Source organism: Pseudomonas sp. URMO17WK12:I6 (genome assembly GCF_003253625.1).
Classification (GTDB): Bacteria; Pseudomonadota; Gammaproteobacteria; order Pseudomonadales; family Pseudomonadaceae; genus Aquipseudomonas.
In genome coordinates, this window is sequence record NZ_QKYZ01000009.1 from 34209 (window position 1) to 49404 (window position 15196).

Genomic DNA, 15196 nt, shown 5'->3' on the forward strand with positions numbered 1-15196 from the left:
AGCCACCTCAAAAACCGCAGAGTTCACGCAACAGCGAGGTATCCAGATGCTTCTCCACCAGATCCGCCAACCGCTCGATATCGCGCTCGCGCAACCCGTGGTAATCCACCTCCTGCACCTCCTGCAAACCAGCCCAACGCAACAGTGCACTGCACGCCGCCGGTGATTCGAACAGGCCATGCAGGTACGTACCGAAAATCTGCCCATCGGCACTTTGCGCACCATCGCTGCGACCATCGTCCAGCTGCACGGCGGCGTTTTCCAGCGCCGGCCCGGTGGTCACGCCGGCATGAATTTCATAGCCGCTGACCTGCGCATCTTCCAGCGCCAGACGCCCACGTACGTTGCGCAACTGCTTCTCTTCTTCGAGCTGCGTTTCGAACGCCAGCAAACCCAAACCGGCACTGGAACCCGGCGCGCCTTCGAGGCCCAACGGGTCATGCACCTGCTCGCCGAGCATTTGCAGGCCGCCGCAGATTCCCAGCACTTTGCCGCCGTAGCGCAAGTGCCGCGCGATCGCCGAGTCCCAGCCGTTGCTCCGCAGGTACGCGAGGTCGCTGCGTACGCTTTTCGAACCCGGGAGAATCATCAGGTCGGCCGGTGGAATCGCCTGGCCGGGGCCGATGAATTGCAGGTCCACTTGCGGATGCAGGCGCAGTGGATCGAAATCGGTGTGGTTGCTGATGCGCGGCAGCACCGGCACCACCACGTTGAGCACTTGATCGGCCTTGTCGGCCTGACGCTGATCGAGGCCGTCCTCGGCCTCAAGATGCAGGTCCATCACATAAGGCAACACGCCGATCACCGGTTTGCCGGTGCGCGCTTCCAGCCAGTCCAGCCCCGGTTGCAGCAAGGCGATGTCGCCGCGAAAGCGGTTGATGATGAAGCCTTTGACCCGCGCCTGTTCGCTGGGCGACAGCAGCTCCAGCGTACCGACCAAATGCGCGAAAACCCCGCCGCGATTGATGTCGGCAATCAGCACCACCGGGCAGTCCACCGCCTCGGCAAACCCCATGTTGGCGATGTCGCCGGCGCGCAGGTTGATCTCGGCCGGCGAGCCCGCCCCTTCAACCATCACCAGCGGATACGCCGCGCTCAGCCGTTCATGGGAGGCCAGCACCGCCTGCATGGCGATGGCCTTGTAGTCGTGATAGGCGACCGCATTCATGGTGGTGACGGCGCGGCCATGGATGATCACTTGGGCGCCGGTATCACTGTTGGGTTTAAGCAGCACCGGGTTCATGTCGGTGTGCGGTTCAAGGTTTGAAGCCTGGGCCTGCACCGCCTGAGCGCGACCTATCTCGCCACCGTCGGCGGTCACCGCACTGTTGAGGGCCATGTTCTGCGGCTTGAACGGCACCACGCTCACGCCTTGGCGCGTGACCCAACGACACAGTGCCGTCACCAGTGTGCTTTTACCGGCATCGGATGTGGTGCCTTGCACCATCAACGTTGTCATGGGTTTTCCTTGGCATGGATTTGCAGGGCTTGTTCGAGGCGCGACCAGTCCGCTTCATCCGCAGGTAAACCAAAACGCAGGCTGCTGTTGTGGGTGAACAACCGCAGCAGAATGCCACGCCGGGCCATGAATTCATGCAGCGCTTGGGCGCGCTCGGTGATCAGCCACTGGAACAACGCGCAACCGCCCTGAGGTTTGAAACCATACTGCTCAAGCAGCAACGCCAGACGCTCGCCAGCTTCGTCAGTGCGAATGCGCTGTCGGGTGTGCCCGTCCGTATCCGTCAGGCACGCCTGGCCCAGGACGCGGGTCGGCCCACTGACCGCCCAAGGCCCGACCTGCTCGGCCAACAGTTTGAGCAACTTGCGCTCGGCCAGCACAAACCCTAGCCGCACACCGGCCAAGCCGAAAAACTTGCCGAAGGAACGCAGCACGATCAAGCCGATCTGGTTGGTGAACGGCGCCAGACTCAAATGCGGTGTGTTGTCCATGAACGCCTCGTCCACCACCAGCCAGCCACCGCGCTGGGCCAGCCGCGCATGCCAATCCAGCAGGCGGGCCGGGGTCAGGCTCAGACCCGTGGGATTGTTCGGATTGACCACCACCAGCACGTCCAGGTTGTCGAGAAAGAAATCGACTTCCGACTCCAGGACTTCACGCACGACATAACCGTTGCGACGCCAGGCTTCGGCGTGCTCGGCGTAACACGGCGACAGCACGCCGACCTTGCCGGCCCTGCGCAAACGCGGCAGCAACTGAATCGCCATTTGCGAACCGGCCACGGGCAACACCTGGGCCGCACCGTAATAGTCGCAGGCGGCTTGCTCCAGACCGTCATCGGTTTCCGGCAAACGTGCCCAGGCCCGCAGCGGGATATCCGGAACCGGGAATGGCCAGGGCGCAAGACCACTGGACAGGTCGAGCCAATCGGCTTCGGCGATACCGTATTCAAGTGCTGCCTTGCGCAACCGGCCACCGTGTTCAAGCATAGAATTCAGCCCCCACGCAGAGAATCAGCAGCCATAACCATACCCCGCGCTGGACCAATTGCCAGCCACGGTCGATGGAATCGGCATCCGCCGGCACCCCTTCGCCCAACTGCGGACGCTGATGCAGTTCGCCGTGATAAATCGCCGCCCCGCCCAACTCGACACCCAACGCACCGGCACCAGCCGCCATCACCGGCCCGGCATTCGGGCTGTCCCAGGTCGGCCCCTGGGTGCGCCAGCATTTCAGCGCCAGTCGGGTTTTGCCCAACAGTGCGTAGGTCAACGCCACCAGGCGTGCAGGAATGTAGTTCAGGACATCGTCGATCTTTGCGGCAGCCCAGCCGAAACGCTCGAAGCGTTCGTTGCGATAACCCCACATCGCATCCAGGGTGTTGCTCAGACGATAGAGCACCACACCAGGCGCACCCGCCACGGCAAACCAGAACAGCGCGGCGAACACTGCATCGCTGCCGTTCTCCAACACCGATTCGGTGGCGGCGCGGGCGACTTCGGTTTTGTCCAGTTCGCTGGTCTGGCGGCTGACCAGATAACCGACACGTGTACGCGCCTCAACCAGATCATCGCTGCGCAGGGCCTTGGCCACCGGCTCGACATGCTCGCCGAGGCTGCGCATGCCAAGCGCGCAATAGAGCGCGAGAATCTCGACGATCCAGCCAACATAAGGTGCCCAGGACAGCGCGGTGACCAGCAAGGTCAGCGGCACGACCGCCATCACCCAGGCCGTCACCCCGTGACTGCGCCAGCCGCGGCCAGCGGAGTTGAAACGTTGTTCGATGCGATCGGCAAAACGACCGAACGCCACCAGCGGATGCCCGCGTTTGGGTTCACCCAGCAGCGCATCCAGCGCGACTGCGGCGACACTCAACAACGCCACACTCATTGACTCACTCCCCAATAATTTTCATACAGCAACTCGTTGAGCGGACGCGCTTGCGCCCAGCCTTCGAGTACCAGCATCGGCGCTGGATAGAATTCCTTGACCGGCCCCAGGCAAAGAACGGCCAAAGGCTTGGCCCCGACCGGTAAACCCAACAGGTTCGCCAAGGCTTGCGGTTCGAACAGCGACACCCAGCCCATGCCCAGGCCTTCGGCGCGGGATGCCAGCCAAAGGTTCTGGATGGCACAGGACAGCGAGGCCATGTCCATTTCCGGCAACGTACGACGGCCGAAGATATGCCGTTCGCGACCGTCCATCAGCGCAGCGACCAGCACTTCGGCGCAGTCTTGGATGCCTTCGACCTTGAGCTTCATGAACTCGTCGGAGCGCTCGCCGAGGGCTTCGGCGGTGCGGACGCGTTCTTCCTCCACCAGTTGCTGGATCTTGCCGCGCAGCGCCCGGTCGCTGATGCGGATGAACCGCCAGGGCTGCATCAGGCCGACGCTCGGCGCCTGGTGCGCGGCTTCGAGCAGGCGCCTCAGTAACTCGGGCTCGACCGTGCCGCCGCTGAAGTGGCGCATGTCACGGCGTTCGCCGATGGCCCGGTAGACCGCATCGCGCTCGGCTTCGGAAAAGGCGTTTTCTGTCATGGCCTGCTCGCGATGGCGGCTTCACGATCGGGTGCCAACAACGCAGCAATCGCCGCCGGATTGGACGGAAAATAAAAGTGCACATAAGAGGCCGTCATCCGCCCCTCACGATAAACCGCCTCCGCCCCTCGCCCGCCATTGGGGCTCAGGCCACGCGCTATCGGCTCAAGCTCGGTGCTGGTCAGCGAGTGGTGATAGGTGTGCCCGCGCAGCAAACCTTCGGGCAGTTCCACCGCCTGCAAGGCCAACGCCGCCAAACGCTTCTGCATCACCGCATCACCGGTCAGCAAGCCAACCAGTTCAGCGCGAGTACCCTCGACATCGGTCAACGAATCCAACAAATACAGCATGCCGCCACACTCGGCCAGCAACGGTTTGCCCGCTGCGTGATGAGCGCGGATGGCGGTCAGCATTGGCGTGTTTTGTGACAACGCCACATGGTGCAATTCAGGGTAACCACCCGGCAGATAAAGGCTGTCTGCCGCCGGCAACTCGCGGTCGCGGATCGGCGAGAAGAAAGACAATTCGGCGCCCATGGCCCGCAGCAGATCCAGGCTCGCGCCGTAGGTAAACGCAAAGGCTTCGTCCCGGGCCACGGCAATCCGCACACCGGCCAGCAATGGTTCGGCGGCGATCACTTCAGGCGCGGCGAATTCCACGGCAGGCGGTAACGCCACGTCGCAACTGCTGGCCAGCGAGGCGGCGGCTGCATCGAGGCGCAGATCGAGATCATTCAATTCGCTGGCCTGTACCAGGCCGAGGTGCCGACTCGGCAATTCGATGCCGGTCTCCCGGGACAACGCGCCGTACCAGCGCAAGCCTTCTGTCAGACTGCCTTCGAGCAATTGCGCATGACGCAGGGTGCCAACCCGGTTGGCCAACACACCGGCAAACGGCAAATCCGGCTGATAGCGCGCAAGCCCCAGGGCCAGTGCACCAAACGTCTGCGCCATCGCGGTGCCGTCAATCACGCCGAGCACCGGCACACCGAAATGCCGCGCCAGGTCGGCACTGGACGGCGTACCGTCGAACAACCCCATGACGCCTTCGATGAGAATCAGGTCAGCTTCGCCAGCGGCTTCCCACAACAGGCGACGACTTTCCTGCTCGCCGACCATCCACATGTCCAGCTGATAGACCGGCGCACCGCTGGCGCGCTCGAGAATCATCGGGTCGAGAAAGTCCGGGCCGCATTTGAACACACGCACCTTGCGCCCCTGATTGCGGTGCAAGCGGGCGAGCGCGGCGGTGACGGTGGTCTTGCCCTGACCGGAGGCCGGCGCGGCAATCAGTACCGCCGGGCATTGACGTGGTTGATTCACAACTCGACGCCTTTTTGCGCCTTGATCCCGGCCTGGAAGGCGTGCTTGATCATGCCCATTTCGGTGACGGTGTCAGCCAGTTCGATCATCTCCGGTTTGGCGCCACGGCCAGTGACCACCACATGCTGCATCGGCGGACGGGCCTGCAAGTCGCTGAGCACCTGATCGAGATCGAGGTAACCGTGCTTGAGGGCGATGTTCAATTCATCGAGTACCACCAGGCCAATCGACGGATCGCTCAGCAGTTCGCGGGACACCGCCCACGCAGCTTCGGCGGCGGCGATGTCACGCTGGCGGTCCTGGGTTTCCCAGGTGAAGCCCTCGCCCATCACATGAAAACGCACCTGCTCCGGGAAACGCCGGAAGAACAGCTCCTCGCCAGTGCTGCTGCGCCCCTTGATGAACTGCACCACACCGCATTGCATGCCGTGGCCCATGGAGCGCGCAAGCATGCCGAACGCCGAACTGCTTTTGCCTTTACCGTTGCCGCTCAGCACCAGCAGCAGGCCGCATTCATTCGGCGAATTGGCGATGCGTTCGTCGATCACGGCTTTTTTGCGCAGCATGCGCGCCAGATGGCGTTCGTCACGATCGGGGGTATCAGTCATGGGGGAGCTCTCCGTTGAGGCTGGATAACGGCGGGCAGGCACAAGAATAGACGGCAAGAAGCCTGGCATCGCCCACCGTGATGCCGCTGAATGGATCAGGCCGGTCTCCGGGCTCATGAGCGGCTCGGGGCCAACTGCGCGCCTTCCCGCATCGTTCATCGACACAGTGGCATCAGGCGCAGTCTTCACTCATTTACCGTTGCGGGGGCAGCGCCGGGATCGTGATCATTCTTCGCTGGAAGAAATCCACTCACCGGCTTCCCTGTTTCACTCTGTCGACCAAGGCCACAGAGCACCTGAAACAAGCCGCGAAGGTTAGAGGGTTGGGGGTGGAGCGTCAATTAAAGACGGGACGCCTTCCGGCGAATAACTGCCGCTGATCAATTATCTGACGCCAATCTTGTGCCACACTGCCAGCAGTGATATCAAAGAGCCACAACCTCATAACACAATAACAAGGGTGAGCCACATGCAAGGCATGATCATCAGCAATCCGAAGCTGGAATTCCTGCGCCCGGTGCTGGAACGCTGGTTTGACTGTATCGACCGCTACAACGCCGTGCGCGGCGATAACGATACGCCTTACTGGTACGACGAAAACGCCAACCTCGGCCTGCTCTCTGCCGCAGCCTGGATGGCGGAAATGGTCACGCTGCAGCAAACACCGTCGCGCAAACAGACCGAAGAAGGCGAACGCAACGCCCGCGCCGATCTGTTTATCGCCACCAGCGAAGAACGCGCGTACCTGCAGGCCACCCAGCGCTGGCCGCGGGTCAACAACCTGAACCTGACCCAGGCACTGGCGGACATCACCAGCGACGCGAAGCGCATCAGCTACGCCAGCGACCTGAAACTCGGCTGCCTGTTTGTCGCCCCGCAAAAAGCCCAGCACAGCGCCACCCCGGAAGAACTCCAGGACATGCTCGACGACCTGCAAAAGGAGCACACCTGCGCCGTGGCCTGGTATTTCCCCTACGCCTACCGCAAGTTGCGCAATGAAGCCGGCAACTACCATCCGGGGATCGCCGTGCTGTTCAAGGAGGCCCGCGGCTGACCGGTTGAACCATCGGGTGTTTACGCTTCTCTATGATTACGTCAATGCATTCATAGGGAAGATCAGTAATGCGCAAACCCCAGCTCATTCTCATCATCGCGCTCGCCGGAGGGCTCGCCGCCTGTGGTGAAACCTCCAGCCTGCAAGTCTCGGACGGCACCGGACCGTCGCCCAAGCTGCCGGAACCGAACAAAACCCTGATCCCGACGGTGAACATCGCCCCGGCGATCGGCTGGCCTCAGGGTAAAAAACCCGTCGCCGCCGCAGGCACTCAAGTAGCAGCGTTTGCCGAAAACCTCGAACACCCGCGCTGGCTCTACGTGCTGCCCAACGGCGACGTACTGGTGGCCGAAACCAACGCGCCGTCCAAATCCGATGACAGCAATGGCATTCGCGGCTGGATCATGGGCAAAGTCATGGGCCGCGCCGGGGCTGGCGTCCCCAGCCCGAACCGCATCACTCTGCTGCGGGACAAGGACCACGACGGCGTCGCCGAAACCCGCACGGTGTTCCTGGAAAACCTCAACTCGCCTTTCGGCATGACCCTGGTTGGCAAAGACCTGTATGTCGCCGACACCGACCGCTTGCTGCGTTTTCACTATGAAAACGGCGAGACAGCGATCAAGTCACAGCCAATCAAAGTGGTCGATTTGCCGGGCGGCACGCGAAATCACCACTGGACCAAAAACGTCATCGCCAGCAAGGACGGCAGCAAGCTGTACGTCACCGTGGGCTCGAACAGCAACGTTGGTGAAAACGGCATGGATCAGGAGGAAGGTCGCGCGGCGATCTGGGAAGTCGATCGCGCCACCGGCAACCATCGAATCTTCGCCTCGGGGATTCGCAACCCGAACGGCCTGGCCTGGGAGCCACAAAGCGGCGCACTGTGGACCGCAGTCAACGAGCGTGACGAAATCGGCAGCGACCTGGTGCCGGACTACATCACTTCAGTGAAGGACGGCGGGTTCTATGGCTGGCCTTACAGCTATTACGGGCAACATGTCGATGTTCGCGTCGAGCCACAAAACCCTGATCTGGTCGCCAAGGCCATTGCACCGGACTACGCAGTGGGGCCCCATACCGCGTCGCTGGGCCTGACGTTCGCCGAAGGCAGCAAGTTGCCCGCGCCGTTCACCCAAGGCGCCTTCATCGGCCAGCATGGCTCGTGGAACCGTAAACCGCACAGCGGCTACAAAGTAATTTTCGTGCCGTTCAGCGCCGGCAAACCGAGCGGACAGCCGCTGGATGTGCTTACCGGCTTCCTCAACGACGAGGGAAAAGCCATGGGGCGGCCGGTGGGCGTGGTGATCGATCAGCAGGGCGGCTTGTTGGTGGCGGATGATGTGGGGAACAAGATTTGGCGCGTTAGCGCGGCAAAATAATGTGATTACTGCAAGACGATAATCCTGTGGGAGCTCCCACAGGGGATCAGCGTTTACGACAGAACGTGCGAGCCGGCATGACAACCCGGGCTATGGATTATGTGCCAAGTGCTCGGGCTGCAGGACGCGCTTGGCGCTCAGGTAGGCTTTCTGCCAGTAAGCCTTGGACAAGCTGTCCAGCTTGACCGTGCCGCCCGTGGCTGGCGCATGGACGAAGCGCCCTTCGCCGACATAGATCCCGGCATGGCTGACCTGGGAGCCGCCATTGGTGGCGAAGAAGATCAGGTCGCCGGTTTGCAGGCCTTCCTTGCCGACGTCGGGAGCCTGCATGCCGATCATCTCGCGTGTGGACCGCGGCAAGGAAATGCCTGCGACATCGCGATAGACGTAACCGATCAAACCGCTGCAATCGAACCCGGAATCCGGCGTGTTGCCGCCCCAACGATAGGGCGTCCCCACCAGACCGAGCGCGCGAAACAGCACGTCTTCTGCCGCAGGGGAAAAGGCTTGGGGAGAACCGAAAACAATCGGTGCGCGAACCACCGGCGCAGGTGGCGGTGTGCGGCTGGCGCAGGCGCTGAGCAGCGCTGCGAAGAACATGAGTGCGAGGCGGGCCGACATCGTCATAAACAGAACATCCTGATCTGGCTGCGGCTTTTTTCTGCCACAAAGACAGAAAAGAAAACCGCCTGCGCAGAACGCAGGCGGTTTGCCATCAATAATAGATCAGGATTCTAGCGGCTACGCGGCAAACTTCAAGTAAGACTTTAAGTTCGCCTTGTAAACTGTCCGCTTATTGGCGCGCAGTGACGATAGGCGCTGCAGCCGGTGCCATTGCGAGCGCACGCTTGGCTTCGATGAAGGTCTTGCTCCAGTAGCTGTCGCCCAGGCTATCGACCCGGACACCACCGCTTTTGCGGCTGCTGGAGTGGATGAACTGGTTGTCACCCACGTAGATCCCGGCGTGACTGACACGACCGCGACGGCCATTGGTGGCGAAGAACAGCAGGTCACCCGGCTTGAGGGCGCTGCGAGCCACCAGCGGAGCGTCAACGTTGATCATTTCGCGAGTGGAGCGCGGCAGGTTCATGCCAGCCTCTTCACGAAACAGATAACCGATGAAGCCGCTGCAGTCGAAGCCTGCCTCGGAGGTGCCGCCGAAACGGTAACGGGTACCGATCAGGGACATGCCACGTTCGAGGATGCTGTCAGCCAGAACCGGAAGCTGATACGACTTGCCCCCGGCGAAGTCTGCCAGTTCTTTATTGGTTGCCAGCTCTTCCTGGAAAAGAACGGAAGAAGACTGTGCGGTAACTGAATTTGAAACCTGATGCTGTGGCTCTTGCTGGGACACTGGAGAGTGAGCAGCGCAACCGAACAACAGGGTGACGAGTGCGAGAGGCACGAGGGGTGCGAAGCGATTTAGCATGGGCACGACCGTGGCTGATAGTTGTAAAGAAGCCGAGACTATGCCCGCTATCGATCTCATTTGCAAATTCAATCGATCTTTATGTGACTTATCGGTTTCTCGTTTCCATCTAAGCGCTTAAGCCCATTTTGAACCTTTGCGCAGCCTGCTCCCCTGCAGGAAAGCGGATTTGTTGACGCCTGGAATATGCCGGAACCCGCGAAAAACCTGGCCTTTACCAGCCCAACGTCTCTTTCAGGAACGGGATTGTCAGCTTGCGCTGAGCTTGAAGGGAGGCCTGATCGAGGCGCTCAAGCAGCTCGAAAAGCGCACTCATGCTGCGAGTACCGCGAGTCAAAATAAAATGACCGACTTCGTCAGTCAGGTGCAGGCCACGACGGGAGGCGCGCAACTGCAAGGCACGCAACTTGTCTTCGTCAGAGAGCGGACGCATCTGGAAGATGAGCGCCAGTGTCAGCCGAGACTTGAGGTCCGCCAGCTTCACCGGTAGTTCGCGCGGGGATGTCGAGGCGGCGATCAGCAGACGCCGACCGCTGTCACGCAGACGATTGAACAGATGGAACAACGCCTCTTCCCAATCCGCCTTGCCGGCGACCGCCTGCAAATCGTCCAGGCAAACCAGTTCGTATTGTTCGAGGTTGTCGAGGATTTCGATGCCGCGGTCCATCAACTCGGCCAGCGGCAGATACACCGCCGGTTCACCCATCTGCTCGAAACGCAGGCAAGCCGCCTGCAACAAATGCGTGCGCCCTACCCCGTGCTTGCCCCAGAGGTAAATCAGGCTTTCCGTCCAGCCGGCGTCGGCTTCGCACAGCCGCTCGACATAGCCGAGTGCAGCGGCATTGGCGCCTGGGTAGTAATTGATAAAGGTGGCGTCATCACGCAGACGCACACCTAGGGGCAGCTGAATCGGTTTCATGCTGACTGAACAGTTCCAAAGGAACCGTTAGTGGCCTCTGTGTAAAGTTTGCGAAGTTTATACCCGTGAAGCTGACGGCACAATGCGACAGACCACAAGCAAAATCAAAGGTTTGCGTTAACGTGCTGGTTTTATGACAGTTTCTTTGGCGGTGCATGTGACAGCCGCGCGAGGGATACGGGCAAACCCGGCGTGAAACCAGGCTGCCCGCGACGAGCGATCAAAAGGCCTTACTTCTCAGACTCGTCGACACCGCCGTAGATATCCGAATCTTTATACAAATCATGCACATGGCGCACCAGAACCATGATCACCGCCGCCACCGGCAATGCCAGCAGCACCCCGGTAAAACCAAACAGCTCGCCGCCGGCCAGAATCGCAAAGATCACCGCCACCGGGTGCAGGCCGATCCGGTCACCCACCAACAACGGCGTCAGAACCATGCCTTCCAGCGCCTGGCCGACCATGAACACCGCGACGATACCGATCATGGGATACAGATCGCCACCGAACTGGAACAGGCCGGCAATCAACGCCGCGCCAATCCCGATGACAAACCCCATGTACGGCACGATCGCCGCCAGGCCGGCAATCAGACCGATCAACAACCCCAGTTCCAGCCCGACGATCATCAAGCCAGCGGCGTAGATCACACCCAGCGCCAGCATCACCAGCAACTGTCCGCGCACGAACGCCCCAAGCACTTCATGGCATTCCCCAGCCAGGGTCATGACACGCTCTTCACGATCACGCGGCAGCAAGCTGCGGATCTTGGCCATCATCAGGTCCCAGTCGCGCAGCAGATAAAAACTCACCACCGGGATCAGCACCAGATTGGCCAGCCAGCCGATCAGCGCAAGGCCTGAAGCCGTCGCCTGACTCAGCACCACGCCGACAATGTCGGTGGTCTGGCCCATATGCTCGCTGATCGCTGCCTTGAGCTTGTCGAACTTCCAGAAGCCCTCCGACAAACCCAACTTCGATTGCGCCCACGGCAACGCGGTGTGCTGCAACCAGTCGAGCATCTGCGGCGCCAGTTCATACAAGCGAAACAGCTGCTTGGCGAGCATCGGCACCAACACCAACAACAGCGTGGTGAGGACCATCGTGAACAACGCGAACACCGCCACCACGCCCCATGTCCGGGACAAGCCGAGCTTCTCCAGCCGATCCACCAGCGGGTCGAACAGATAGGCCAGCAACAGCGCCACCAGGAACGGCGTCAGGATCGGATGCAACAGGTAAACAAACGCGCAAAGCAGGGCCACCCCACCGAGCCAGAACCAACGCCGCGTATCGGCCATGTACCACTCCTGCTTCTATATAAAGAAAAAACTCACCAACGGAAATGCAACTGCGGCGTCGGGGCAGGCGCTGGCGCTGCGGCCGGCGCAGAACCCACAGTCACCGGCTGAACAGGTGCCGGCACCTGACTGGCCGGAACCTCCTGCAATTGCGCCAGGGACAACTGAGCTCGCAGCTGATCGGCGCTGCCGTTGACGCGATAAAGCACGCGGTCGCCATCGACACTTTGCAGACGCGCGCCAAAAGGCTCCAACAAACGCCCAAGCGTCGCATAACGCTCCAGATTCATGCCCTGAACTTCCAACAATTGCTCACCCGACGCACCTGGCTTGGCAACGAAACGCGACGCCAGACGCTCGCTGACCGCCAGCATCACCGCATCGGCCACGGCGGCGGTATCGGCGCCCTGCACGCTACCGACCTCTTTCTGATCGCCCAGCCACAGTCGCCACTTGGCTTGCCATTGCCCCCCTTCTTCACGGGCATGCACCGCCAGCAAGGCATCGGCATTGTAACGATCGGAGGCACTGCGCAGTGGCGCAGGGTCGGCACCTTCCAGATTCGGTGCCGTGGCGACGATCTGTTCATTCAGGTCAGCCAGCGGCAAACGCAGCGGCAGGCCTCGGTGCTGAGCCGCCCGACGCAAGGGCGCAGCACTGGCCTGACCATCGCCGACCAGGCTCGAACCTTCGGTGGAATCGTTCAACCACCAGCCGAGGATCGACGGCCGATTGGCCCCCCACACGGCCAGCCCGGCACGACGCAAGGCCTGCTCGGTGGTGGCCGGGTCGAAATCGACTTTCAGCACTTGCGGTGGCCCGGCGTCGTAGCCGAACTGACTGATGATCTGCTGAGGGTCTTTGCGCACGGCCGCAAGGCCAGGGCTTTGCGCCGCCTTGGGATCGCCGGTCAAGCGCAACACCAGCGTTTCCAGCGCCTGCTGAGTCGCCTGGTCGCGCTCCTCCGGTGTCTGGCCGCTGACCGGTTGGCGCACTTGATAGAGGCCTTTGACGGTTTCGGCATGGCTGGCCAGGCTGACCACGGATAAACAGCCCACGAACAAGAATTTAAGAAAACGCATGGAAGATTCCTGACGACAAGAGCGGCTGGAACAGACCGCATGAAGACGATTGAGCCAGGGCTGTGACCGCAGGCCCAAGCAAAACATTCACACGATCGCGGTAAGTTTTCGCACTGTCATAACGATAGACGGTTAACGTCGTACCTTATACAGCCATGTGGGACGTCGCCAACACGGGCAATATCAGTTTTTTTAACGCGATATGCCCCTGCCCGTCGGCACGAGGATGGCCGCTGCCCCTCAAGCCTGATAAAATCGCGCGCCTTCGCAGACCGGCTACAGCCGGGTAGTGTCGAAATAGCGCGTGAGGCAATTGCCTCATCAATTTCGACAGGCCCGCTGAACTCGGTCGTTACCCCTGAATCCCCCCTAAAGGCCTGGATCATGAGCAAGCAACCCTCCCTGAGCTACAAGGACGCCGGTGTAGACATCGACGCCGGTGAAGCATTGGTCGAACGCATCAAGAGCGTCGCCAAGCGCACTGCGCGCCCGGAAGTCATGGGCGGCCTGGGCGGTTTCGGCGCCCTCTGCGAAATCCCGGCCGGTTACAAACAACCGGTGCTGGTATCGGGCACTGACGGCGTCGGCACCAAGCTGCGCCTGGCGCTGAACCTGAACAAGCACGACAGCATCGGCATCGACCTGGTGGCCATGTGCGTGAACGACCTGGTGGTCTGCGGCGCTGAGCCGCTGTTCTTCCTCGACTACTACGCCACTGGCAAACTGAACGTCGACACCGCTGCTCAGGTTGTAACCGGCATCGGCGCCGGCTGTGAACTGTCCGGCTGCTCCCTGGTCGGCGGCGAAACCGCTGAAATGCCTGGCATGTATGAAGGTGAAGACTACGACCTGGCCGGCTTCTGCGTCGGCGTCGTGGAAAAATCCGAAATCATCGACGGTTCGAAAGTCGCTGCCGGCGATGCCCTGCTCGCCCTGCCGTCTTCCGGCCCGCACTCCAACGGCTACTCGCTGATCCGCAAGATCATCGAAGTATCGGGTTCCGACATCGAGAATATCCAGCTCGACGGCAAACCGCTGACCGACCTGCTGATGGCTCCGACCCGTATCTACGTGAAGCCGCTGCTCAAGCTGATCAAGGACACCGGCGCCGTCAAAGCCATGGCCCACATCACCGGTGGCGGCCTGCTGGACAACATCCCGCGCGTACTGCCAAAAGGCGCTCAAGCGGTGGTTGACGTCGCGAGCTGGACCCGCCCTGCGGTGTTCGACTGGCTGCAAGAGAAAGGCAACGTCGACGAAACCGAAATGCACCGCGTGCTGAACTGCGGCGTCGGCATGGTCATCTGCGTGGCTCAAGAGCACGTTGAAACCGCGCTGAACGTCCTGCGTGAAGCTGGCGAGCAGCCATGGGTCATCGGTCAGATCGCCACCGCTGCCGAAGGCGCGGCTCAGGTCGAACTGAAGAACCTCAAGGCTCATTAATGTCCCAGACCTGTGATGTGGTGGTGCTGCTGTCCGGCACCGGCAGTAACTTGCAGGCCTTGATCGACAGCACGCGGACCGGCGACAGCCCGGCCCGCATTGCTGCGGTGATTTCCAACCGCGCCGACGCCTACGGCCTGCAACGCGCCAGGGACGCGGGTATCGACACCCGCACCCTGGATCACAAGGCTTTCGAGGGCCGCGAGGCCTTCGATGCCGCGCTGATCGAACTGATCGACGCCTTCAACCCCAAACTCGTGGTACTGGCCGGTTTCATGCGCATTCTCAGCGCTGACTTCGTGCGCCATTACCAGGGTCGCCTGCTCAATATCCATCCCTCGCTGTTGCCCAAATACAAAGGGTTACACACTCATCAGCGCGCGCTGGAGGCCGGCGATACGGAACACGGCTGCTCCGTGCACTTCGTCACCGAGGAACTCGATGGCGGACCACTGGTCGTACAGGCAGTAATACCGGTAGAGTTGCACGATTCGCCGCAGAGTCTGGCGCAGCGAGTCCACACCCAGGAACACCTGATCTACCCGATGGCCGTACGCTGGTTTGCCGAAGGCCGTTTATCACTCGGCGAACAAGGTGCTTTACTGGACGGACAGTTACTCGCGGCCAGCGGCCACTTGATTCGAACCTAGGAGATTT

The 15196-nt window shown here is 61.3% G+C and carries 15 protein-coding genes and 1 riboswitch; of the genes, 4 read left to right on the forward strand and 11 right to left on the reverse strand.

What is annotated here, in order from left to right; translation table 11 throughout:
* Positions 1-7: 7 nt before the first annotated feature.
* From F475_RS17430 to cobO, 6 genes are read right to left on the reverse strand one after another with little or no spacing between them, the layout of a single operon-like run.
* On the reverse strand, positions 8-1459 hold the full coding sequence (locus F475_RS17430) for a cobyric acid synthase (RefSeq protein ID WP_111454367.1): 1452 nt from the start codon (positions 1457-1459) through the stop codon (positions 8-10).
* Positions 1456-2448 (reverse strand): threonine-phosphate decarboxylase CobD, encoded by a 993-nt coding sequence (gene cobD, locus F475_RS17435; RefSeq protein WP_019648164.1) that lies wholly within the window; start codon positions 2446-2448, stop codon positions 1456-1458. Before cobD ends, F475_RS17430 begins: the two co-directional genes overlap by 4 nt.
* Positions 2441-3349: an adenosylcobinamide-phosphate synthase CbiB gene (gene cbiB, locus F475_RS17440; protein WP_111454368.1), complete on the reverse strand. Its 909-nt coding sequence runs from the start codon at positions 3347-3349 to the stop codon at positions 2441-2443. The genes cobD and cbiB overlap by 8 nt, the downstream gene beginning before the upstream one ends.
* Entirely contained in the window at positions 3346-3996 is a 651-nt protein-coding gene (gene bluB, locus F475_RS17445; protein ID WP_111454369.1) for a 5,6-dimethylbenzimidazole synthase, read from the reverse strand. Before bluB ends, cbiB begins: the two co-directional genes overlap by 4 nt.
* Positions 3993-5318, reverse strand: coding sequence for a cobyrinate a,c-diamide synthase (locus F475_RS17450; RefSeq protein ID WP_111454370.1), 1326 nt, complete (start codon positions 5316-5318; stop codon positions 3993-3995). The genes bluB and F475_RS17450 overlap by 4 nt, the downstream gene beginning before the upstream one ends.
* The gene (gene cobO, locus F475_RS17455) at positions 5315-5926 is read right to left on the reverse strand and encodes a cob(I)yrinic acid a,c-diamide adenosyltransferase (RefSeq protein ID WP_007936078.1); all 612 of its coding nucleotides are present in this window, start codon (positions 5924-5926) and stop codon (positions 5315-5317) included. Before cobO ends, F475_RS17450 begins: the two co-directional genes overlap by 4 nt.
* Positions 5927-6006: 80 nt before the next feature.
* Positions 6007-6241: riboswitch (cobalamin riboswitch) on the reverse strand.
* A 154-nt stretch (positions 6242-6395) separates the two neighbouring features.
* On the opposite strand from cobO, the gene F475_RS17460 reads away from it, so the two are divergent.
* Positions 6396-6980 carry a hypothetical protein gene (locus tag F475_RS17460; RefSeq protein ID WP_018925127.1) on the forward strand — a complete coding sequence of 195 codons (585 nt, stop codon included), beginning with the start codon at positions 6396-6398 and terminating at the stop codon, positions 6978-6980.
* 68 nt (positions 6981-7048) lie between these two features.
* Positions 7049-8362, forward strand: coding sequence for a sorbosone dehydrogenase family protein (locus F475_RS17465; protein ID WP_018925126.1), 1314 nt, complete (start codon positions 7049-7051; stop codon positions 8360-8362).
* Positions 8363-8452: 90 nt separating this feature from the next.
* On the opposite strand, the gene F475_RS17470 is transcribed toward F475_RS17465, so the two are convergent.
* The 5 genes from F475_RS17470 to F475_RS17490 form a co-directional block, all read right to left on the reverse strand.
* On the reverse strand, positions 8453-8989 hold the full coding sequence (locus F475_RS17470) for a C40 family peptidase (RefSeq protein WP_064619367.1): 537 nt from the start codon (positions 8987-8989) through the stop codon (positions 8453-8455).
* Positions 8990-9155: 166 nt separating this feature from the next.
* Positions 9156-9791: a C40 family peptidase gene (locus tag F475_RS17475; protein WP_064619369.1), complete on the reverse strand. Its 636-nt coding sequence runs from the start codon at positions 9789-9791 to the stop codon at positions 9156-9158.
* 214 nt (positions 9792-10005) lie between these two features.
* A complete protein-coding gene (gene hda, locus F475_RS17480) occupies positions 10006-10710 on the reverse strand; it encodes a DnaA regulatory inactivator Hda (RefSeq protein ID WP_007936072.1) in 705 nt (234 codons plus the stop codon).
* Between the two features lie 230 nt (positions 10711-10940).
* Positions 10941-12014: an AI-2E family transporter gene (locus tag F475_RS17485; protein WP_018925123.1), complete on the reverse strand. Its 1074-nt coding sequence runs from the start codon at positions 12012-12014 to the stop codon at positions 10941-10943.
* Positions 12015-12046: 32 nt separating this feature from the next.
* A complete protein-coding gene (locus tag F475_RS17490) occupies positions 12047-13096 on the reverse strand; it encodes a DUF2066 domain-containing protein (RefSeq protein ID WP_111454371.1) in 1050 nt (349 codons plus the stop codon).
* 384 nt (positions 13097-13480) lie between these two features.
* On the opposite strand from F475_RS17490, the gene purM reads away from it, so the two are divergent.
* Positions 13481-14539 carry a phosphoribosylformylglycinamidine cyclo-ligase gene (gene purM / locus F475_RS17495; RefSeq protein WP_007936066.1) on the forward strand — a complete coding sequence of 353 codons (1059 nt, stop codon included), beginning with the start codon at positions 13481-13483 and terminating at the stop codon, positions 14537-14539.
* Positions 14539-15189 carry a phosphoribosylglycinamide formyltransferase gene (purN, locus tag F475_RS17500; protein WP_018925121.1) on the forward strand — a complete coding sequence of 217 codons (651 nt, stop codon included), beginning with the start codon at positions 14539-14541 and terminating at the stop codon, positions 15187-15189. The genes purM and purN overlap by 1 nt, the downstream gene beginning before the upstream one ends.
* The last annotated feature ends 7 nt before the right edge of the window (positions 15190-15196 follow it).